Origin of the sequence: Paractinoplanes toevensis (genome assembly GCF_018332695.1) — a bacterium.
Taxonomy (GTDB): Bacteria; Actinomycetota; Actinomycetes; order Mycobacteriales; family Micromonosporaceae; genus Actinoplanes; species Actinoplanes toevensis.
Window position 1 is genome coordinate 1 of the sequence record NZ_BOQN01000106.1, and the last position, 20,097, is coordinate 20,097.

The 20,097-nt window shown below is 71.6% G+C and carries 20 protein-coding genes; 9 read left to right on the top strand and 11 right to left on the bottom strand.

The genetic code is table 11. The annotated features are described in order from the left end of the window. The 3 genes from Ato02nite_RS39230 to Ato02nite_RS39240 form a co-directional block, all read left to right on the top strand. Positions 1-526, top strand: a 526-nt coding sequence (locus Ato02nite_RS39230; RefSeq protein WP_213011770.1) for an ABC transporter ATP-binding protein, incomplete at its 5' end; no start/stop codon positions are given. Further along, complete coding sequence (locus Ato02nite_RS39235) at positions 523-1,287, top strand: ABC transporter permease (RefSeq protein WP_213011771.1); 765 nt, start codon at positions 523-525, stop codon at positions 1,285-1,287. The genes Ato02nite_RS39230 and Ato02nite_RS39235, both read left to right, overlap by 4 nt. A gap of 31 nt (positions 1,288-1,318) precedes the next feature. After that, complete coding sequence (locus Ato02nite_RS39240; RefSeq protein WP_213011772.1) at positions 1,319-2,461, top strand: ABC transporter substrate-binding protein; 1,143 nt, start codon at positions 1,319-1,321, stop codon at positions 2,459-2,461. Positions 2,462-2,524: 63 nt separating this feature from the next. Here the strand turns inward: Ato02nite_RS39240 and Ato02nite_RS39245 are convergent, their stop codons facing one another. From Ato02nite_RS39245 to Ato02nite_RS39260, 4 genes are all read right to left on the bottom strand, one after another. After that, positions 2,525-3,331 carry a hypothetical protein gene (locus tag Ato02nite_RS39245; RefSeq protein WP_246607959.1) on the bottom strand — a complete coding sequence of 269 codons (807 nt, stop codon included), beginning with the start codon at positions 3,329-3,331 and terminating at the stop codon, positions 2,525-2,527. A 34-nt stretch (positions 3,332-3,365) separates the two neighbouring features. Further along, positions 3,366-3,896, bottom strand: a complete 531-nt coding sequence (locus tag Ato02nite_RS39250) for a hypothetical protein (protein ID WP_213011773.1) — start codon at positions 3,894-3,896, stop codon at positions 3,366-3,368. 9 nt (positions 3,897-3,905) lie between these two features. Further along, positions 3,906-6,155, bottom strand: coding sequence for a putative bifunctional diguanylate cyclase/phosphodiesterase (locus tag Ato02nite_RS39255; RefSeq protein WP_246607960.1), 2,250 nt, complete (start codon positions 6,153-6,155; stop codon positions 3,906-3,908). An 83-nt stretch (positions 6,156-6,238) separates the two neighbouring features. Next, positions 6,239-8,521 (bottom strand): putative bifunctional diguanylate cyclase/phosphodiesterase, encoded by a 2,283-nt coding sequence (locus Ato02nite_RS39260; RefSeq protein WP_246607961.1) that lies wholly within the window; start codon positions 8,519-8,521, stop codon positions 6,239-6,241. A gap of 114 nt (positions 8,522-8,635) precedes the next feature. Here Ato02nite_RS39260 and Ato02nite_RS39265 point away from each other — a divergent pair, with 114 nt between their 5' ends. Continuing rightward, positions 8,636-9,013 (top strand): Hpt domain-containing protein, encoded by a 378-nt coding sequence (locus Ato02nite_RS39265; protein WP_213011774.1) that lies wholly within the window; start codon positions 8,636-8,638, stop codon positions 9,011-9,013. On the opposite strand, the gene Ato02nite_RS39270 is transcribed toward Ato02nite_RS39265, so the two are convergent. The 4 genes from Ato02nite_RS39270 to Ato02nite_RS39285 form a co-directional block, all read right to left on the bottom strand. Then, entirely contained in the window at positions 9,010-10,197 is a 1,188-nt protein-coding gene (locus Ato02nite_RS39270; protein WP_213011775.1) for a response regulator, read from the bottom strand. The genes Ato02nite_RS39265 and Ato02nite_RS39270 overlap by 4 nt on opposite strands. Positions 10,198-10,266: 69 nt before the next feature. Next, positions 10,267-10,884: a pyridoxamine 5'-phosphate oxidase family protein gene (locus tag Ato02nite_RS39275; RefSeq protein WP_213011789.1), complete on the bottom strand. Its 618-nt coding sequence runs from the start codon at positions 10,882-10,884 to the stop codon at positions 10,267-10,269. A gap of 50 nt (positions 10,885-10,934) precedes the next feature. Continuing rightward, positions 10,935-11,354, bottom strand: coding sequence for a response regulator (locus Ato02nite_RS39280; protein ID WP_213011776.1), 420 nt, complete (start codon positions 11,352-11,354; stop codon positions 10,935-10,937). A gap of 47 nt (positions 11,355-11,401) precedes the next feature. Continuing rightward, positions 11,402-12,184 (bottom strand): SAM-dependent methyltransferase, encoded by a 783-nt coding sequence (locus Ato02nite_RS39285; protein WP_213011777.1) that lies wholly within the window; start codon positions 12,182-12,184, stop codon positions 11,402-11,404. An 80-nt stretch (positions 12,185-12,264) separates the two neighbouring features. On the opposite strand from Ato02nite_RS39285, the gene Ato02nite_RS39290 reads away from it, so the two are divergent. Further along, on the top strand, positions 12,265-14,133 hold the full coding sequence (locus Ato02nite_RS39290) for a PAS domain-containing hybrid sensor histidine kinase/response regulator (RefSeq protein WP_246607963.1): 1,869 nt from the start codon (positions 12,265-12,267) through the stop codon (positions 14,131-14,133). 10 nt (positions 14,134-14,143) lie between these two features. Beyond that, positions 14,144-14,788, top strand: coding sequence for an aspartate/glutamate racemase family protein (locus Ato02nite_RS39295; protein WP_213011779.1), 645 nt, complete (start codon positions 14,144-14,146; stop codon positions 14,786-14,788). Between the two features lie 62 nt (positions 14,789-14,850). Here the strand turns inward: Ato02nite_RS39295 and Ato02nite_RS39300 are convergent, their stop codons facing one another. Beyond that, positions 14,851-15,579, bottom strand: coding sequence for a hypothetical protein (locus Ato02nite_RS39300; RefSeq protein WP_213011780.1), 729 nt, complete (start codon positions 15,577-15,579; stop codon positions 14,851-14,853). Positions 15,580-15,864: 285 nt separating this feature from the next. On the opposite strand from Ato02nite_RS39300, the gene Ato02nite_RS39305 reads away from it, so the two are divergent. Continuing rightward, positions 15,865-17,379, top strand: a complete 1,515-nt coding sequence (locus Ato02nite_RS39305; RefSeq protein ID WP_438873105.1) for a PP2C family protein-serine/threonine phosphatase — start codon at positions 15,865-15,867, stop codon at positions 17,377-17,379. A gap of 10 nt (positions 17,380-17,389) precedes the next feature. Here Ato02nite_RS39305 and Ato02nite_RS39310 read toward each other — a convergent pair whose 3' ends face one another. After that, entirely contained in the window at positions 17,390-17,794 is a 405-nt protein-coding gene (locus tag Ato02nite_RS39310; RefSeq protein WP_213011782.1) for an ATP-binding protein, read from the bottom strand. Beyond that, the gene (locus tag Ato02nite_RS39315) at positions 17,791-18,135 is read right to left on the bottom strand and encodes an STAS domain-containing protein (protein WP_213011783.1); all 345 of its coding nucleotides are present in this window, start codon (positions 18,133-18,135) and stop codon (positions 17,791-17,793) included. The genes Ato02nite_RS39310 and Ato02nite_RS39315 overlap by 4 nt, the downstream gene beginning before the upstream one ends. Positions 18,136-18,350: 215 nt before the next feature. Here Ato02nite_RS39315 and Ato02nite_RS39320 point away from each other — a divergent pair, with 215 nt between their 5' ends. Together Ato02nite_RS39320 and Ato02nite_RS39325 are read left to right on the top strand one after the other, a co-directional pair. Beyond that, complete coding sequence (locus Ato02nite_RS39320; RefSeq protein WP_213011784.1) at positions 18,351-19,070, top strand: LamG-like jellyroll fold domain-containing protein; 720 nt, start codon at positions 18,351-18,353, stop codon at positions 19,068-19,070. Positions 19,071-19,154: 84 nt separating this feature from the next. After that, positions 19,155-20,097, top strand: a 943-nt coding sequence (locus Ato02nite_RS39325) for a serine/threonine-protein kinase (RefSeq protein WP_213011785.1), incomplete at its 3' end; no start/stop codon positions are given.

The following is a 20,097-nucleotide window of genomic DNA, read 5'->3' on the forward strand; positions in this document are numbered from 1 at the left end:
CCAGCAGGCCGGGCTGTTCGAGTGGCGGACCGTGCTGCGCAACGTCGAGCTCCCCCTGGAGCTGCGGGGGCTGAAGAAGGCCGAACGGAAGGCCAAGGCCGAGGAGATGCTCGCCCTGGTCGGGCTGGCCGACTTCGCCGGGCATTACCCGGCCCAGCTCTCCGGTGGCATGCAGCAGCGGGTCGCGATCGCCCGGGCGCTCGCCGTGCAGCCGCCTCTGCTGCTGATGGACGAGCCGTTCGGCGCGCTCGACGAGATGACCCGGGAACGGCTGCAGACCGAGCTGCTCGGCATCTGCGCGAAGACCGGCACCAGCACCGTCTTCGTCACCCACTCGATCTCCGAGGCCGTCTTCCTGTCGACCAAGGTGGTCGTGATGTCGGCCCGGCCCGGCCGGATCACCGCCTCGATCGACGTCGACCTGCCCGCCCGCGACGAGGCGGCCCGGCAGTCCGAGAAGTACTTCGAGCACGTCACCGCCGTACGGCAGGCCCTGCGTGGCGTACCCGCGAAGAGCGCGACATGAAGTTCCTGCGCGGCGTCCTCCCGCCGCTGGTCGTCGGCGTAGCCGCGATCGCGGCCTGGCAGTTGACCGTGACCCTCGGCCGGATCGCGCCGTTCATCCTGCCGGCCCCCAGCGCGATCTGGGCCGAGCTCGTCGAGCAGAAGCAGAACGTGTGGGAGGCGGCCCTGGCCAGCGGCGAGAACGCGCTGATCGGGCTGGTCGCCGGCGCGATCCTGGGGGTGCTCGCGGCGATGGCGGCCAGCCGGTTCCGGCCGCTCGCCGAGGTGTCCATCCCGTTCGCGGCGTTCGTCAGCGCGCTGCCGATCATCGCGCTCGCGCCGATCCTCAACAACATGTTCGAGGCCACCAGCAGCATCCCCCGCCGCCTGGTCGCCGCGATCATCGTGTTCTTCCCGGTCTTCCTCAACACGCTGCGCGGGCTTCGCGAGGTCGACCCGATCCACCAGGAACTCATGCACACGTACGCCGCGAGCGGCTGGACCTTCGCCCGTAAGGTCCGGCTGCCCGGCGCACTCCCCTATGTCTTCACCGGCCTGCGGCAGGCGTCGTCGCTGGCCGTGATCGCCGCGGTCGTCGCCGAGTACTTCGGTGGACTGCAGAACGGGCTCGGCTCGCGGATCACCTCCGCGGCGTCGTTCACCGCTTACCCCCGTGCCTGGGCCTTCGTGGTCGGCGCCTGCCTGCTCGGACTCGCCTTCTACCTGACCACGCTCCTGCTGGAGCGGCTCGCCATGCCGTGGCGTACACGGTTGATCGCCTGAGATTTCCCCCGTTGATCAAGGAGAGCGTTTGATGCGCAAATTCCGGATATTTACCGCTATTGCTGCTACTTCTGCCCTGATGCTCGCCGGCTGCGGCACGGCCGACGAGGAAGCCACGCCCACCGCGGGCGCCAGCGGCGGGGCGCTCACCCCGATCAAGCTGCAGTTGCAGTGGTTCTTCCAGGCCCAGTTCGCCGGCTACATCGCCGCCGTCGACCAGGGGTTCTACAAGGAGCAGGGCCTCGACGTGCAGCTGCTCGAGGGCGGCACCGACATCGTGCCGCAGACCGTGCTGGCCCAGGGCAAGGCCGACTACGCGGTGGCCTGGGTGCCGAAGGCACTCGCCTCCCGGGAGCAGGGCGCCGGGATCACCGACGTCGGGCAGATCTTCGGCCGGTCCGGCACCTACCAGGTCGCCTGGAAGGACAGCGGGATCACCAAGGCGGCCGACCTCAAGGGCAAGAAGGTCGGCAACTGGGGCTTCGGCAACGAGTTCGAGCTGTTCGCCGGGATGACCAAGGCCGGGCTCGACCCGGGCAAGGACGTCACCCTGGTGCAGCAGCAGTTCGACATGCAGGCGCTGCTCAAGAAGGAGATCGACGCGGCCCAGGCGATGAGCTACAACGAGTACGCCCAGCTGCTCGAGGCCAAGAACCCGGCGACCGGCAAGCTGTACACCGCCGACGACTTCTCGATCATCGACTGGAAGACCGAAGGCTCGGACATGCTGCAGGACGCGGTATGGGCGAACACTGAGAAGCTCAACGATCCGGCCTATCAGCAGCAGACCGTGAAGTTCCTGACCGCCACGATCAAGGGCTGGGCGTTCTGCCGGGACAACGCCGAGAAGTGCCGCGACATGGTCGTCGCCAAGGGCTCCAAGCTCGGCAAGAGCCACCAGCTGTGGCAGATGAACGAGGTCAACAAGCTGGTCTGGCCGGCCACCGCCGGGATCGGCGTCATCGACGAGGCGGACTGGAAGCAGACCGTGGACATCTCGATGACCACCAAGAACCAGACCGGTGACACCGTGCTGAAGAAGGCCCCGGAGGGTCTCGCCTACACCAACGACTACATCAACCAGGCGATCACCGCGGCCAAGGGGGCCGGCGTGGACGTCAACGGCGCGTCCTTCGCACCGACCACCGTCACCCTCACCGAGGGCGGCGCGTAAGCATCACAGAGCCGCCTTTCGTTCGCGACTGCGGGGCTCGCAAAACCGGCTCACTCCTCGCGCTCACAGTGGGATCAACCTAGCCGCGAGGGCGACCGCCGTCAGGTCGCCCTCGCGCAGTTTCGCCGCCGCCTCCGGCTCGCCCATCGTCTCCAGCCGCAAGGCGGCCCCGTCGACCAGCGTCTCGTCGCCGTTGAGCAGGCGGCGCGCCATTCGCGCCTGCGCCGGGCTGAGCTCGGCGTACGCGCACTGGTCCAGTGCCGTGATGGTCGCCTCGTCGAGCGTCCCGGCCAGCGCGCGCTCGGTGACGATCTTCAGGAGCCAGGTCGGCCACCACGAGTACTTGCCGACCACCAGGCCGGCCTGCACCGCGGTCTGCGGGCTCTGCCCGGCCCGCAGCAGCCGCACCGCGAGGCCGTTGTCGAACCGCTCCAGGCGCAGCGCCTTCACGAACGCCTTGAGCAGGACCTGGGTGCCGACCAGCGGCTCGGCCTCGGCGGCCGCTTCGGCCCAGCGGCCGTCCAGCGCGTGGCACAGGGCGTACGCCGCCTCGGTGCCGGTCTCGTCGCCGGTGGCCCGCTCGGTCAGCCGTTCCACCGTCGCGACCAGGCGATGGATCGCCCGCATCGCGCGCGCCTTGAGTTCCTCGCTGAGCGGCTTGTTGAGGTGCAGGACCACCACCTCGGCCGCGATCTCGGCCTCCCGGCGCAACAACGGCGACGGGATCTTGGGGATGATCACGTCGGCCAGTCCCTCGGTGACCGAAGCGGCGTCGAACCGCTCCGAGACCTCCTGGAACTGCGCCCACCACTCGGTGGTGTGTCCCCGGTACTGAGCGGACTGCGCGGCCATCGCCATTCCCGGAAACACGATCGCTGCTCCTCCCAGTTTGTTGTGCGGCTATCTAATCGTCCGGGGATTGCTCGGTATTAGGCCGGTTGCTGTTGTCCTGCGTCACGCTGCCGATCGGCAGTTCACCGGCCTCGGCGGCCTCGGCCGGGGCCGAGTGCTGCGGCGCCGGCCGGTCGGTGACGGTGTGCCAGAGGCCCCGGGTGCGGGCTGCCTCCCGGGTGACCAGATGGACCGGCAGCGGCGGCGGGCGGAACGGGCCGGCGCCCCAGCGCACCCAGATGGCCAGCCGGCCGGCCGCCGCCTCGGCCAGCAGCTTGTCGACCGTGCGCTGCCGGTCGAGGCGGTCCACCTCGACGGCGATCGGCTGGGCACCGGACCGCGCGCACGCGACGTCGAGCACCGAGTGGCCCTTGAGCGGGGCCGGCAGCGGGAAGACGCTGGGCGCCCGCCGATAGACCCGCCAGCCCTGCGATTCACCCCATGCGGTGACCGCGTCGATCAACCGGGTCGTCGCCTGGGCCTCGGTCAGGTCGGCGAAATGCACGCCGGCCAGCCACAGCTCGAGAGATCGGGCCTCGTCCACCGCCGTACCCTATGCGGTGGCCTTTTCCCGCTGGACGGCCAGCAGGCGGGTGAGGTCGTCGGCCGGCATCGGCCGGGCCAGGTGGTAACCCTGGCCGAGGGTGTAGCCGAGGCCGATCAGCCGGTCCGCCTGCACCTGGTTCTCGATGCCCTCGGCCACGGTGTCCAGGCCGAGCGCACCGGCCATCTGGATCACCGCGCGGGCCACCGCCTGGCGAGCGGTCGCCTCCGGGGTGCCGTCCTCGTCCAGCTCGATGCCGTCGACGAACGACTTGTCCAGCTTCACGATCGAGGCGGGGAACGCGCGCAGCAACGACAGCGACGACTCGCCGGTGCCGAAGTCGTCCAGTGCCAGGCGTATGCCCATGGCGTGCAGCTGGTGCAGGGTCTGCAGCACCTGCGGCCCGCGCAGCACCGCCGACTCGGTCAGCTCCAGCACGATGCGGTCGGCCGGCAGCCCGGTGTCGGCCAGGATCTGCCGCACGTCACCCAGGAAGTCCGGGTCGTGCAGCTGGCGCACCGACACGTTCGGGGCGATCTTCTGCAGCGCGTCCGGACCGAACTCGGCCAGCCACGCGGCGGCCTGCCGGCACGCCTCGCGGATGACGAACCGGCCCAGCGGCACGATCAGCCCGGTGCCCTCGGCGGCCGGGATGAACTCGGCCGGCGAGACCAGCCCGCGGGTCGGGTGCTGCCAGCGGACCAGCGACTCCACCCCGATCACCCGGCCGGTGGCCAGTTCGACGATCGGCTGGTAGACGAGCCGGAACTCCTCGGCGTCCAGGGCCCGGCGCAGTTCGCCGCCGAGCTGGGCGTGCGCGAAGACCGGCTGTTCCATGCCGCCGTGGTAGCGCACGTAGTTGGCCTTGCCGCGCTGCTTGGCCGCGTACATGGCCACGTCGGCGTCGCGCAGCACGTGGTCGAGCGGTGTGCCGGCGTTGGCCGTGGCGATCCCGATGCTGGCGTTGACCAGCAGGTGGTGGGTGCTCATCGGGCCGCCGAACGACTCGAGGATCCGCTCGGCGACCGGCTCGCCGATCACGTCGCCCTCGAGCAGCACCGCGAACTCGTCGCCGCCGAGCCGCACCGGCAGGCCGTCCGCGCCGGTGGCGACGCGCAGCGCCTCGGCCACCGCGATCAGCAGGTGGTCGCCGATCTCGTGGCCGAGCGAGTCGTTGACGGTCTTGAAGTCGTCCAGGTCGACCAGCAGCACGGTGGCCGCTCCGCGGTCCAGGGCCGCGCCGAGCCGCTCCCGGAACAGGCCGCGGTTGCCCAGGCCGGTCAGGCCGTCGTGGGTGACCTCGTGGCGCAGCCGCTCCTCGGAGGCGCGCTTCTCCCGCAGCAGGCGGTGGTTCTCCCGGGTCGCGACCAGCTGGCGCACCGCGACCAGGCCGTTGACCAGCACGGCCGCCGTGATGACCAGGCGGCCCGCCCAGCCGAGCTCGTGCTGCCACAGCAGGCTCAGCAACGGGACGTCGACCGCGGCGATGGCGAGGTAGGGCAGCCAGGTGTTGGCCCGGCGGGGCTTGGTGCCGGTGGAGGTCCACTGGCGGCGCACCGCGATCGTGGCGAGCAGCGGGGCGAACGGCATCACCACGGCCTGGGTCGGGATGACGCTGTCGGCGCCGCCGGCCACCGACACCAGCGCGATGCCCGCGCCGACCATGCCGCAGGAACCGATGAGCCGGATCGCGACCCGGTCGACCGGGCCGCCGCCGATGTACGACACCTTGGTGATGCCGCCGACCGCGAGCACGAACGACATGCCCAGCAGCACCAGCATCTGGGCGCTCCAACCGGCCGACGAGCCGATCATCGGGGCCAGCCCGAAATGGAACAGCAGGGTGCTGCAGCCGAAGAACGCGATCGACCGGTCCAGCCACTGCTTCCAGCGCTGGCTGCCGCCGCCGATACCGAGCGGAACCCGGGCCACCGACCAACCGGCGACCAGGAACGCCGAGGCGACCAGGGCGGCGGCCGGGAGGGGCATGTCCGGCAGCACCGGGCGTTGCTGGAAGGCGGCCACCGCGAGCACCGTGTAGCCGGCCGCGACCAGGGCGAACGCGATCAGCAGGCCACGCCAGAAGCGACGGGCCACCGGGTCCAGGCGTACCGATCGCATCAGCCGGTAGACGCTGTGCGCGGCCACCGCCGCGCCGAGCGGCATCGCGATGTACGCGAGGGTGTCCGGTCCCGGCCCGCCGGCCAGCCAGGCGAGGTACCACGCGGTCCAGATGACGAGGATCCCGCTCGTCGCCACCAGGTGGAGCTTCGGAGCGCGGCATTCTCGGTTCACCTGGATTGCTTCGGCGATCTCGGCGGCCACTGTAGGACTTTCCACGGTTACGCTGCGTGAGCGCGACGCTGGCCGGCCAGCATCACGGCGACCTCGTCCGGGCTCATCGGCTCGGCCAGGTGGAAGCCCTGGCCAAGCGAGTAGCCGAGCCGGCGCAGGCGCTCGGCCTGCTCCTCGTTCTCGATGCCCTCGGCCACCGTGTCCAGGTCCAGCGCGCCGGCCATCTGGATCACCGCGCGGGCCACCGCCTGCCGGGCCGCGGCCTCCGGGGTGCCGTCGACGTCCAGTTCGATGCCGTCGACGAACGACTTGTCCAGCTTCACGATCGACGCCGGGAAGGCCCGCAGCAGGCTCAGCGACGACTCGCCGGTGCCGAAGTCGTCCAGCGCCAGGCGTACGCCCATGTCGTGCAGTTCGTGCAGGGCGCGCGACACCTGCTGGCCGCGCAGCACCGCCGACTCGGTCAGCTCCAGCACCAGCAGCGAGCCGGGCAGGCCGCTGTCGGCCAGGGCGGCCCGCACGTCGTCGACGAAGTCCGGGTCGTGCAGCTGGCGCACCGACACGTTCGGGCCGGCCTTCTGCAGCACCTCGGGGCCGAACTCGGCCAGCCAGGCGGCCGCCTGCCGGCAGGTCTCGCGCAGCACGAACCGGCCCAGCGGCACGATCAGTCCGGTGCGCTCGGCGGCCGGGATGAAGTCGGCCGGGCTGATCACGCCGCGGGTCGGGTGCATCCAGCGGACCAGGGCCTCGACCCCGATGACCCGGTTCAGGTGCAGGTCGACCAGCGGCTGGTAGACCACCCGGAACTCGCCGTTCTCCAGCCCGCGGCGCAGTTCGGCACCGAGCTGGGCGTCGGCCACCACGGGACGTTGCATCTCCGGGCTGAACCGCACCCAGTTGGCCTTGCCCCGCTGCTTGGCGGCGTACAGGGCGGTGTCGGCGTCGCGCATCAGGTGGTCCAGCGGCGTGCCGGCCGGTGCGGTGGCGCTGCCGGCACTGGCGTGCATCAGCAGCCGGTGCTCACTGAGCGAACCGCCGAAGACCGCGCCGATCCGGCTGACCACGTCCTCGGTGTCGACCGCCGGGTCGTCGATCAGCACCGCGAACTCGTCGCTGGCCTGCCGGGCCACCAGGCCGTCCGGGCCGACCGCGGCGCGCAGCCCGTCGGCCACCGCGACCAGCAGGTCGTCGCCGATCTCGTGGCCGAGCGAGTCGTTGACGGTCTTGAAGTCGTCCAGGTCGACCAGCATGACCGTGGCCGGCCCGGTCTCCAGGGCCAGGGCGAGCCGATCGCGGAACAGGCCGCGGTTGGCCAGCTGGGTCAGCGCGTCGTGGGTGGCGTCCCAGCGCAGCTGTTCCTGCGCCGCGAGCTGGGCGGCGATCAGGCGCTGGTTCTCCCGGTAGGCCATCAGATGCCGCAGCGAGGCGAGCAGCGTGACCAGGACGGCGAGCAGCACCACGATCCGGCCGGGCCAGCCCATCGGCCCGAACACCGTGATCACCAGCGGGATGTCGACCGCCACCACGGCCAGGTAGGGCAGCCAGGCCTCACGCTTGGTCTGAGCACCGGAGTAGCGCCACTGCCGGGCCACGGCCAGCACGATCAGCAGCGGGCCGAACGGGAGCAGCACCGCCCGGCCGAGGTCGGCGACGTGGTGACCGGAGTGGGCGGCCAGCATGGCGTACGCGGCGGTGGCGAGCCCGCTGCAGGCGACCAGCCGCACCGCGGCCCGGTCCACCGGTCCGCCCGGCACGTAGGCGACCCGGCTGATGCCCAGCGCGCTCATCAGCAGCGCCAGCCCCACCATGAACTTCGTGCGCAGCGGCCACGCCTCGTCCGCGTTGACCAGCGGGCCCAGCGCGGCGAACCAGAGCAGGGTGGCGCAGCCGTAGAAGGCGATGAGCCGGTCCAGCAGCCGCTTGCGCCGCTCGGCCCGGGAGATCCGGCCGAGCGGGACCAGGCAGATGGCACCGATCGCCGCGAACAGGCCGACCGCCGTGAACGCGGACGCGAAGCCCGGGGTCTCCGGCGGCTCCGGGTAGGCGGCGATGGCGTATCCGGCCTGCACGCCGCGGCCGATCGCGACGGTGGCCTCGAGCACCAGGATCAGCCGCCAGAACGTCCGGGCGGCCGGTTCCAGCGGCACCCAGCGCAGCAGCGCCAGGATGGCCACGGCGCCGGTCGCGGAGGCGAGCGGCGATCCGAGGTAGGAGGGCACCGAGGGACCGAGTCCGAAGACCCGGTAGGCCAGGTACCACAGCACGGAGAGCCCTGCGATGCCGGCCGTGGCCAGCACGTACGGTCGAGGCGAAGGCCGGCGGAGGGTCATGCGCCTGTCATCGGCTGTATGGGCCGTCACTGTAGGACTTGGGCCACTCCGCAGGACTTGGGCCACTCCGCGGATTTCGCCTCGGCCCGGCGAGGGCGGACGGAGGATGGGCGGATGGAGAGCACCCGGGAAGGGGAGATCCGGACCCGGCTCGCCGACATCGGCGGGCCCGATCCCGGTGACGGGGAGCGGGCGCTCATGGCCCGGCTGCTCCGGTCGTTCGTGGCGAAGACCCCGGGCGGCGTCGAGCTGCTCGGTGAGCTGCTGCGCGGCGGCGACCATCGGGCCGTACGCGATCACGCGCACAGCATGAAAGGGTCGGCCGCCAACATCGGCGCCGACCAGCTTGCGGCGATCTTTCGCGAGGTCGAGGACTCGGCCCGGGACGGTGTGGTCCCGGACCCGGATCTGACGATCGGGCGGCTGGCCGCCGAGCAGGCCCTGGTGCTGGGCCTGCTCGAGGACCTCGCCGGCGAGATGGAGAAGGCTTAGGCGTTCAGGTCGTTGTCGGCCACTTCGAGCGGGTTGAGGGCGCCGGGGATGGCCAGGACCGGCTCGATGATCTCGATCATGCGCGCGTAGTTGTCCAGGCGGTCGAGCAGCAGCGACGTGACGACCATGCCGCGCCCGATCAGCACGAGGCCGTTGGTGGCCGCGATGTCCTCGGCGACGCGCATGCCGACCTCCAGTTCGCCCACCTTCAGGCCGCGCACCTGCTTCTCGGCGACCTTGTCCAGGCCGTTGACCTCGCGCAGCGCGCTGAGCACGTTGAGGGCGCTGTGGTCGCGGCACTCGAGCACCGTGATGGCGCTCTCCAGCTCCATGCCGCGGCTCTCGAGGGTCTCGAAGTCCATGGCGGTGCGGATGACGTCGATGGCCGCCTCGATCAGCGGCGACTGCGGCTTGGTCGGGTTCTTCACCCGGCCGGGGCTCAGGCCGCGAACGATCTCGAGGACGTCCTCCATCATCGGGATGCCCTTGAGCAGCTCCACCGCGACGCCGGGCATGGCGTCGATCATCTGCTGCTCTTCCTCGGTGCAGGGCAGGCCCTTGTCGAGCTTGGCCAGCACGCTTGGCGGGATGGTGACCGCGCCGAGCTGCGAGGCCATCGCGGCGACCTCGATCTCCCAGAGCGCCTCGAGCTGCATCATGGCGCACAGTTCGGCGACCCGGGTGCGGATCCGGCCGGCCCGGGCGAACGCGGCCGGGCTGGCCAGTTCGAGGCAGCCGAAGACGGCCTGGATGCTGGACTTCAGGGTGGTGTCGAGCAAGTGCCGCTCGGTGGTGGACCGGCCGTGCAGCTCGACCGCGTCCTGCACGGTGGCGCGCAGCTCGTCGGACTTCACCGGCTTGGCCAGGTAGCGGTAGACGCCGCCGTCGTTGATCGCGGAGATCGCGGCGCTCAGGTCGCTCTGCGCGGTGTGCAGCACCCGGGTGGTGTCCGGGTACTCGAGCTGGACGCGGCGCAGCAGCTCGACGCCGTCCATGCCGGGCATCCGCAGGTCGCTGATCACCGCGGCGACCGGCCCGGAGTCGGCGAGCACCCGCAGCGCGTCGTCGCCGCTGGCGGCGGTGAGCACCTTGTGGTCGCGGCGCAGCTGAAGCGCGAGCGCCTCGAGGATCTCGTTCTCGTCGTCGACCAGCAGTACCGTCGGACGCCCCTGCTCGTTCACCATCGCTAGACCCCGCCCTGTGTGCGCTCGCTTACGTCCGGATATTCGGACGGCAGGGGGCACGGATGAGCGTTATCCGGTTATCGGGCGGCCGGTTCGGGCGGAGATGTGAGGCGGGGGCTCGATGCCGGGCGGCAGCAACGGGTCGGCGATCGGGGCGCCCCAGGTGGCGACGACCGGCAGCCGGCCCGCCCACAGCCCCAGCGCGGCGTCCGGGCCGTCGCCGTCGTCCGGTGGCCCGTCGCTGATCTTCACCGACGCCTCGGCGAGCGGGATCGCCAGCAGCGCGGTGGCGGCGAGTTCCTTCTTCGAGGGGCGGCGGGTGTAGTCCCACTGCCCGGGGGCCACGTGTTCGGTGAGCAGGCGAAGCCCGTACAGCAGATCGTCGGGGTCGTTGATCTTCTCCGGAACGCCGTAGATCATGGCGCTGCGATAGTTGATGCCGTGCTCGAACACCGAGCGGGCCAGGATCAGCCCGTCCAGCACCGTGACGGTCACGCAGACCTCCGCGCCGGCGGTGAGGCTGCGGCTGGCGGCCGAGCCGTGCAGGAAGATCCGCTGGTCGTCGTAGCCGTAGACGGTCGGCACCACCATCGGATGGCCGTCGATCACCACGCCGAGGTGCGCGACCAGGCCGGCCGCCAGCACCTCGGTCAGGAAGGCCCGGTCGGTGCGGCCGTTGTCCTTCATGCGGCGGTGGCGGGTGCGGGGCGTCGGAGAGAGCACCCGCAAACCGTAGGTCAGGCGTTCACCGGGTGGTGCGCCGGGCAGCTCCCGTTGGCGGTGTGCGTGTGCGGCCCGCGATCGGCCAGCTCCTGCACTACCTCGCGCAGCTTGTCGTTGGGGCAGGGCTTGAGCAGCACCGCGCAGCACCCGGCCTCGACCGGCTTGGTGTCACCGGGATGCAGGTGGCCGCTGAGCATGATGATCGGGATGTCGGCCAGATCGGGGTGCCGACGGATCGCCCGGGTGAGTTCGAGGCCGTCCATCCGGGGCATGCCCAGGTCGGTGAGTACGACGTCGGGACGTTCGGCGACGGCGTGCTCGAAGGCGGCCAGCCCGTCCGGTTCGTGCAGCACGGTGTGCCCGGCCCGGGTGAGCAACCGGCTGAGAATCACCGCGATGTCCTGGTCGTCCTCGGCGACTAGTACTACGGCCATTGGCTCAGCATGCGCCGCTACAACTACAAGATGTGGTGATTTCCGGGTTATGGCTTGATCGCGACGCCGGCGATGAGCGAGTGCCGGGCCACCTCACCCGGCATGTCCGCGCCGTGGCCGGGCCGCCAGTCCACGGCCGGTACGACGCCCGGGTCGAGCAGCGGCCAGTCGCCGAAGAACGCCCGGAACTCGCCGCGCTCGCGCAGCATCATCGGCGAGGTGGTGTGGTTGTAGAGGCGCAGCACCTGGGTGGCGTGCGGCGGCGGCACCTCCTCGGCACAGGCGTGCGACAGCGCGAGCCAGCTGCCCGGCGCGAGGGCCTCCCGGTAGCGGTCGAGGGCCAGCCCGAGCCGCTCGGTGTCCGGGATGAAGTGCGCGACCGCGACCACGAGCAGGCACACGGGCCGGCTGAGATCGAGCGTGCCGCGCACCTCCTCGGCGCCGAGCACCTCGTCCGCCTCGGTGAGGTCGGCGAGCAGCACGGCCGCGCAGTCGCCGGCCCGGCGGGTGTGCACGACCGCGACCGGGTCGATGTCGACGGCGACGATCCGGGCGCCCGGCACCAGCTCCCGGACACAGGACGGCACGTCGCCCGGGGCCGGGATGCCGGCGCCCAGGTCGAGGTACTGATCGAGGCCGGTGGCGGCGGCCGCGGTGACCACCCGGTGCAGGAAGGCCCGGCCGGCCCGCAGCACGGCCGGCAGTTCCGGCATGGCGGCCAGTGCCACCTCGGCGGCCTGCCGATCGGCCGCGAAGTGATGGCTGCCGCCCAGGTAGTAGTCGTAGACCCGGGCCCCGCTCGGCCGTTGCGGGTCCACCTCGACGTCCATGGTGGCGAGCGTAGGGAAACGGCATCCCCGGCGCGGGTCGAATGGTTAAGGTAGGTCCGGTAATGGGGGAAACGCACGGTATGCCGCGACCTCAGCCGGACGAACTGCTGCGGGCGATGGTCCGTACCGCGCACGACGCGATCTACGCGGTCGGCCGCGATTTCACCGTCCTGTTCTGGAACCCGGCCGCCGAAACCCTCTTCGGCTACCGCGCCGACGAGATCGTCGGGCACAGCGTCGACATCCTCGTCCCGCCCGACCGGCAAGCCGACCAGCGCGAGATGCTGCTGCTGATGGAGTCGGGCGCCCGGCTCGAACGGTTCCGCAGCCGCCGCCGGCACCGCGACGGGCACTGGCTGCAGGTCACCCTGACCATGTCGCCGCTCTGCGACGGCGAGAATTTCGTCGGCTACAGCGTCATCGCCCGCGCGGTCAGCGCCCGGGAACAGCACGAGTCCAGCTTCCAGGCACTGGTGGAGGCCGCGCCGGACGCGTTCGTCGGGGTCGGCGACGACGGCCGGGTGGTCCTGGCCAACACTCAGGCCGAGACGCTCTTCGGCCTCACCCGGCACGGCCTGCTCGGCAAGGAGATCGACAAGCTCCTGGCGCCGCCGCTGCCCCGGGAACTGGGATCGGCCGAGGTCGAGTCGCACGCCAACCGGACCGACGGCAGCACGGTGCCGGTCGAGGTGTCGGTGAGCATCCTGCCCACCGACGACGGCCGGATCCGCTGCGCGGTGATCCGGGACATCACCGAACGGATCCGCGCCAACGAGCGGGTCCAGCAGCTGCAAGCCGAGGCGCAACTTCAGCGGGCCCAGCGCCTCGAGGGCCTCGGTCAGCTGGCCGGCGGCGTCGCCCACGACTTCAACAACCTCATCGCGGTGATCAGCAACTACGCGACGTTCATCGCCGAGGCCGCCACCGACCAGGGACTGGAGGAGATCGCCGGGGACGCCGCCCAGATCGCCAAGGCCGCCCAGCGCGGCGCCGACCTCACCCACCAGCTGCTCGCCTTCGCCCGGCGCGAGGTGGTGCGGCCCCGGCCGCTCAGCCTCAACGACGTGGTCATCGACATCGAGGCGATGCTGCGGCGCTCCATCGGCGAGCACATCCTGCTCGACCTGAACCTGGCCGCCGCCCTGCCGACGATCACCGCCGACCCCGGCCAGCTCGACCAGGTGCTGGTCAACCTCGCGGTGAACGCCCGGGACGCGATGCCCCGCGGCGGCACCATCACCATCGAGACCTGCGACCTCACCGTCGACCTGGAGTACGCCGCGGGCCGGCCGGCCCTGCGCCCCGGCCACTACGTGCGGCTGCGGTTCAGCGACACCGGCACCGGGATGCCGCCCGAGGTGATCGAGCGGGCGTTCGAGCCGTTCTACACCACCAAACCGGCCGGCAAGGGCACCGGCCTGGGACTGGCCACCGTCTACGGCATCATCGCGGCGGCCGGCGGCGACCTGAGCATCTACTCCGAGGCCGGGCTGGGCACCACCTTCACCATCCTGATGCCGACCACCGACGCCGAGCCCGCCGCACCGGCCGAACCCGAGGCCGCACCGGCCGGCTCCCGCCGCGGCACCATCCTGGCCGTGGAGGACGAGCCGGCGCTGCGCGACGTGCTGCACCGCATCCTCTCCGGTGCCGGGCACGAGGTGCTGATCGCCGCGGACGGGCCGGCCGCGCTGGCCCTCGCGACCGAGCATCCGGGCCGGATCGACGTACTGCTCACCGACGTGGTGATGCCGCACATGCTCGGCAAGGACCTGGCCGAGCGCTTCCGCGCGCTGTGCCCCGGCGCCGGCGTGCTGTTCATGTCCGGTTACGCCCGCCCCGCACTCGCCTCGCAGGGCACCCTCGATCCGGACGTGACCCTGGTCGAGAAGCCGTTCTCCAAGAACCAGCTGCTGACGGCCGTGCAGCAATGTCTCGACCGGCCGTAGCATCACGTCCGTGACCACGATCGGTTTCCTGCACACGGCCGACGTTCACGTGCCGGTCTTCCACGATCTGCGCGCCGAGCTCGCCCCGGGCTGGGCGGACCTGCACGTCGTCGACCCCGGCCTGCTCGCCGACGCCCGGCGGGCGGGCATCACCGCCGAGCTGGCCGCGCGGGTCGACGCCCGGCTGCACGAGCTGGCCGACCGCGGCGCCGACCTGATCGTCTGCACCTGCTCCTCGCTCGGCGCCTACGCCGAGACCCGGACGGCCGATCTGGGTGTCCCGGTGCTGCGGGTGGACCGGCCGATGGCCGAGGCGGCGGTCGCGGCGGGCTCGCGGATCGCGGTGCTGGCCACCGTCGACTCCACGCTCGCGCCGACGTCCGCCCTGCTGAACGCGGCGGCCGAACGGGCCGGGCGGGTGGTCACCCTGATCGAGACGCCGGTGCCCGGCGCCTGGTCACTCTTCGAGAAAGGCGACCTGCACGCGTACGCCGTGAAGGTGGCCGATCAGGCGCGGGCCATCGCCCCGCGGGCCGACGTGATCGTGCTGGCGCAGGCCAGCCTCTCCCCCGCCGCCGCGCTGCTCGCCGACCTGCCGATCCCGGTGCTGACCAGCCCGCGCACCGCGGTCGCCCGGGCCATCGCTTCGGTGTGAAGGCCTTTGTGACGGCCGTTTTGTGAAGGCCGGCCAACCAGTGCGGCGGACCGGCCGGTCGTTCAGCGCTCGCTGAGCTCTTCCTCGAGCTCGCCCTCGTGCTCGTCCTCGGCCGACTGGCGCTGGGCCGGAACCGACTCCTCGCCCTCCTCGGCACCGTGCCGCGGCGCGGCCGACACCGGCGCCTCGGCCGGGGCCTGCTCCGGCAACTCGGCGTTGACCTGGGGCTGGTCGACCCAGAGGGCGCGCAGCTGGCCCTGCATGAACGTGGTCAGCCGCTGGCGGTACTCCCGGTCGAAGTGCTCGAGCGCCTCGATCTGCTGCTGGAGAGCCTCACGCTTGGTGCCGAGGCTGCCGACGACGTCGTCGTACCGCTGGCGGGCCTGGAGGTTGAGGTGATCGGCGTTGGCCTGAGCGTCCTCGTTGATCTGCTCGGCGCCGGACCGGGCGTCCGCGACGATCTTCTCGGCGGAGCGGCGGGCCTCCTCGGTGCGGGCGTGCGAGTCACGGGCGATCTGCTCGGCGGCGGCGCGCGCATCGGTGAGGATCTTCTCGGCCTCACGACGGACGTTGTGCGCGTGCGCCTGCGCGTCGCGGGCGATCTGCTCGGCGGCGGCCAGCGCGTCCGTACGGATCTTGTCGGCCTGGTGGTGAGCGCGCGCGACGTGTTCCTCGGCGGTGCGCTGCGCCAGCGTCAGCACCTGCAGGGCCTGGTTGGGGTGAGCCTGCGGGGGCGCGACAACCGCCTGCTCCGAGGTCTGACCTTCCGCGGACGTCCCATTCAGCAGCACTTTTACTCGATCCTTCATGCGGTTGTCGGACAAGGAAGACCTCCGTACGTACGAGCCGATCCACGAGGCCTAATCGCACGGGCACTGGCTTGATTCGGCCGGGATGCTACCAACTTGAGCAGACGTTCCGCGAGACTGGACGGATCGTGATAAGGCTTTTACCGGAAATGCTGGTCGGGCCGTGTTTCCGGTTCGAATTCGTGGTCCGAATCGGCAACCGGCATCACCCGTCCGTCGTAGCCGGAACGGCGGTGCGGCGCAAGGCCCGGGCGCCACTACCCTGAGATGGTGGCAGACGACGCCGTGACCTCCGTCATACGCGAGGTGCTGTCCGTGATCCCGGCGGGCTGCTCCTGGCTGCGCCCGGTGACCGATCCCTCCGGCCGGGTCGTCGATTTCGAGGTGGCGGCGGCCAGCGGCAGCGGGCACGACATCTACCGCCGCGGTGCCGGCCGGGTCGACTCCCGGCTCAGCGACCTCTATCCGGGCATCGTGCACGGCCCGCTGTGGCGGCTTTACCACGACGTGCTGCACACCGGCGAGCCCGCGCAGATGGAGGAGTTCCGCTACGAACAGGAGCAGGCCGGTTTCGAGTCGCGCTCAATCTTCGACGTGAGCGTGCATCCGGTGCTCGGCGGCCTGCTCGTCTGGTGGCAGCGCCTCGACGAGGACCGCCGCCGCATCGAGCGCACCGAGCAACTGGGCAACCTGGGCTGGGCGGAGTACGACCTGGTCACCGGGGAGAGCCAGTGGTCGCCCGGGGTCTACCGGATCTTCGAGCGCGATCCGGCGACGGGCCCGATGAGCCGGGCCGAGCAGGCGGCGGCGATCCAGGCGGACGACCGCGGTCTGGGCGAGGCGGCCTGGCAGACGATGGAGGTCGGCGGCGTCTCCGACGTCACCGTGCGGTTCCGGGTCGGCGCGACGGTCAAGCACCTGCGGATCCTGTCGGACGTGCTGAGCGACGCGACCGGCACCCCCATCAAGATCCATGCGGTGGTGCAGGACGTGACGGCGCGCGAACAGTCCCGGACGGCCATCGAGCGCCTCAGCGACCAGCTGCGCAGTCGCGAGGTGACCGCGCTGGCCGAGCACCGCCTGGCGGCCCGGCTCCAGCACATGATCCAGCCGGTGCCGGAGGCCCCGTTCCCGCTGCCCGGTCTGCAGGTGATGGTCGGTTACCTGCCGGCCGAGCGGGCGATCCGGGTGGGCGGCGACTGGTACCACGCCCAGGAGCTGGGCGACGGCCGCGCCGTACTGGCCGTCGGCGACGTGGCCGGGCACGGGCTCGCGGCCGCGAACAGCATGGCCCACCTGCGGTTCGCGCTGATCGCCTGGCTGGCCATCGGCATCGACGACCCGGCCACGCTGATGCGCCACCTGAACAGCCTGTGCACCCGCCTGCGGGTGACCGGCACCGCGGTGATCGCCGTCTTCGATCCGGCCAACCGCGGCCTGACCTGGGCCCGGGCCGGTCACGCCGCCCCGCTGCTGGCCCGCGGCGGCGTCGCCATGCCGCTCGACCTGCCGGCCGGCCTGCTGCTGGGCGCCGACGACGACTCCACCTACCAGGTGCTGACGCCGTGCCTGGCCGCCGGCGACCTGCTGCTGCTCTACACCGACGGGCTGGTGGAACGCCGCACGTCCGGCGGGCCGCCGCTGCTGCCCGAGGTGATGAGCATCCTGGGCGCGGCCTCCACCGACCACGGCGAACAGGCCCTGCCGGCCCTGGCGGCCCGGCTGAACCGGCCCAGCCCGGACGACGACACCTGCACGGTCGCGGTCCGCGTGCTGCCCTGACCGGCAGCGGTCAGAGCAGCATCGTCAGGCAGATCGCGGTGCCCTCGGGGCCGGTCGAGACGCTGACCTCGTCGCAGATGCGCTCGACGATGGCCAGGCCACGGCCTCGGGGCTGGTCGGCCGCGGGCATCGCCCGGCCGAACGAGGGCGGCGTGCCGTGATCGAGGATCTCGCAGAGGACGCGGCCGGGCTCGGCCCAGATCAGGACCCGGCCGCCACCCCCGGTGTGCTGAAGGGTGTTGGTGGCCAGTTCGCTGACCGCGACCGTCAGCAGGTCGCCGCGCAGCCGGGGCAGGCCGAGGGCGGCGGACTCGGTGCGGACGAACTCGCGCACCGGGGCAAGGTCACCCGGCTCGTCGTACGCCTTCTCGGCCGGGCGGGTCGCCGCGGCCGGCGGGTCGGCGGGTGCGGTCACCGGTCCTCGCCGCCTGCCGGGTCGTGGCCCTGCCCGTTGCGGCTCAGCAGCCCGCCGACGCCGGTCAGGTCGAGCACGGCGGCGACCGAGCCGGTCGGGTTCTCGACGAACAGCCGGCCGCCGCGGGCGATCGCGGCCCGGTGCGCCGCGACGAGGCCGTGCAGGCCGCTCGAGTCGAGGAAATCCACCGCGGTCAGATCGACGACAACCGTCTCGCAACGGCTCACCGCCGCCAGCAGCGCCTCGCTGAGCTGGTCGCGCACCGCCAGATCGCAATCGCCCGCGAGCGCCACCCGGATGTGTCCAGGCCCTTCGGAGATCGTCGCCGCGAATTCAGCCATCGGCTGTCGTTCCCCCTCCTCTGACCGGCCGGAGCCATCATGTCACCCGATGACACCCGGTTCCAACGGGTTCCAACCGCCGAGCGACGCTCGCTCTCCTTGCGGTACCGACGACTAAGACCAGAAATGATCCGGTTCAGATACTTCGGGCACTATGAGAGTCCAAGGGTGCTTAGTATCAGTATGTCTGATCAGAAAATGACGGGGGACGAGCCATGAGAAAACGACGTATGTGGATCGTCACGCTGGCCGCGTCGATCGCGGCCGCCCCCGTCGGCGGCTCCCCCGCGCGAGGCGACAGCAACCTGGTGGCGTACTGGTCGATGAACGAACCGGCCGGTTCCCGCTACATGTACGACAGCAGCGGCAACGGCCTGCACGGCACGATCGGCAGCGAGGTGGTCACCGCCCGGCGGCTCGGCGACGGCTACGGCTACGGCTTCGGCCGCCTCGAACCGGACACCCCACCGGCCCGCCCCCAGCACCTGGTCGCGGTGCCCGACTACGCGGCGCTCGACCCGGGCGACCGCGACTACGCGGTGTCGCTGCGGATCCGGACGCCCTACCAGTTCGGCAACGTCGTCCAGAAGGGACAGGCGACCGTCGCCGGGGGCAGTTTCAAGATTCAGATCCCGGGCGGCAAGGTGCAGTGCTGGTTCCGCGGCTCGGCCGGGCAGGTTCTGGTCACCGGGCCGAGGCCGATCAACGACCGCAGCTGGCACACGATCATCTGCTCGCGCTTCCGGGCCGGCGTCGCCCTCGACATCGACGGGGTCCGGGTCGCCGCGAAGATGGGCCCCACCGGCACGATCTCGAACGCGTGGCCACTGTCCATCGGCGGCAAGACGAACTGCGATCAGGTCCAGGTCGGGTGCGACTATTTCGGCGGCGACCTCGACTGGGTACGGATCGACGCGGCCGGACACGACTGGTAGCGCTGACGACACGCTCCGATAGTTCGAGCAAAGGCTTTCCCTCCGAGGTTGACACTCGGGGATGAACCGAGCGAATGTTCGACGATGAGCGATGACTGGCCCGCCGCGGGAACCCTGCTGGCGACCCGCTACCGGCTCGTCGTCCTCCTCGAGACCGGCGGCATGGCGCAGGTCTGGCGGGCCACCGACGAGCTGCTCGGCCGCCCGGTCGCGATCAAGCTGGCGACCGGGCCACAGGTGGCCTGGCGCGAGGCCCGGATGGCGGCCAAGCTGTCGCATCCCAACATCGCCGCGGTGCACGACTACCGCGAGGCGGTCCGGGACGACGGCTCGGTCGCGCCGTTCGTGGTGATGGAGCTGCTGTCCGGCGAGACGGTCGCGGCCCGCCTCGAACGGGAGACGTTCTCCTGGCCGGAGGCCGCCCGGGTGGGCGCCGCCGTGGCCGACGCCCTGGCCGCCGCCCACGACAACGGCGTGGTGCACCGCGACATCAAACCCGGCAACGTCATGCTCACCCCGACCGGCGTCAAGATCCTCGACTTCGGCATCAGCGCCACCGCCGGTGAACCGGACGACGACGACACCGGCGCCACCTTCGGCACCCCGGCCTACGTCGCACCGGAACGCCTGGACGGCATGCCGGCCGAACCGGCCACCGATGTGTACGGCCTGGGCGTCCTACTGTTCGAAATGGTCACCGGCGACCCGCCCTACCCCGTCAACACCTGGGAGGAGCTGGACGAGGCCCGGCTGAGCGGCCCGACCACGCTGCCCGAGTCGCTGCCGGCCGACTTCCGCGCGGTGGTCGACCACTGCCTGGAGGAGGCACCCGCAGACCGCCCCGGCGCCGACGAGATCCGCTTCACCCTGACCGCCCTGTGGCTGGCTGACCAGCCCGCCGACGAGAAGACCCCGGCCCTGCCGAGCTCTGACCCGGCCGCCGGCACCCCCGCGCAGGAAGGGCCCGGCTCCACGCCCGGCGGGCCGAGCCAGGGCGCGGCGAGCCCCACGCACGGCGGGCAGGGCG

Excerpts from the sequence above, each read along its gene's own strand:
- Ato02nite_RS39235 (WP_213011771.1), top strand. The coding sequence starts at position 523 with ATGAAGTTCCTGCGCGGCGTCCTCCCGCCGCTGGTCGTCGGCGTAGCC.
- Ato02nite_RS39280 (WP_213011776.1), bottom strand. The coding sequence starts at position 11,354 with ATGGCCGTAGTACTAGTCGCCGAGGACGACCAGGACATCGCGGTGATT.
- Ato02nite_RS39320 (WP_213011784.1), top strand. The coding sequence starts at position 18,351 with ATGAGAAAACGACGTATGTGGATCGTCACGCTGGCCGCGTCGATCGCG.
- Ato02nite_RS39315 (WP_213011783.1), bottom strand. The coding sequence starts at position 18,135 with ATGGCTGAATTCGCGGCGACGATCTCCGAAGGGCCTGGACACATCCGG.
- Ato02nite_RS39270 (WP_213011775.1), bottom strand. The coding sequence starts at position 10,197 with ATGGTGAACGAGCAGGGGCGTCCGACGGTACTGCTGGTCGACGACGAG.
- Ato02nite_RS39240 (WP_213011772.1), top strand. The coding sequence starts at position 1,319 with ATGCGCAAATTCCGGATATTTACCGCTATTGCTGCTACTTCTGCCCTG.
- Ato02nite_RS39260 (WP_246607961.1), bottom strand. The coding sequence starts at position 8,521 with ATGACCCTCCGCCGGCCTTCGCCTCGACCGTACGTGCTGGCCACGGCC.
- Ato02nite_RS39285 (WP_213011777.1), bottom strand. The coding sequence starts at position 12,184 with ATGGACGTCGAGGTGGACCCGCAACGGCCGAGCGGGGCCCGGGTCTAC.
- Ato02nite_RS39305 (WP_438873105.1), top strand. The coding sequence starts at position 15,865 with ATGGTGGCAGACGACGCCGTGACCTCCGTCATACGCGAGGTGCTGTCC.
- Ato02nite_RS39290 (WP_246607963.1), top strand. The coding sequence starts at position 12,265 with ATGCCGCGACCTCAGCCGGACGAACTGCTGCGGGCGATGGTCCGTACC.
- Ato02nite_RS39265 (WP_213011774.1), top strand. The coding sequence starts at position 8,636 with ATGGAGAGCACCCGGGAAGGGGAGATCCGGACCCGGCTCGCCGACATC.
- Ato02nite_RS39275 (WP_213011789.1), bottom strand. The coding sequence starts at position 10,884 with ATGAAGGACAACGGCCGCACCGACCGGGCCTTCCTGACCGAGGTGCTG.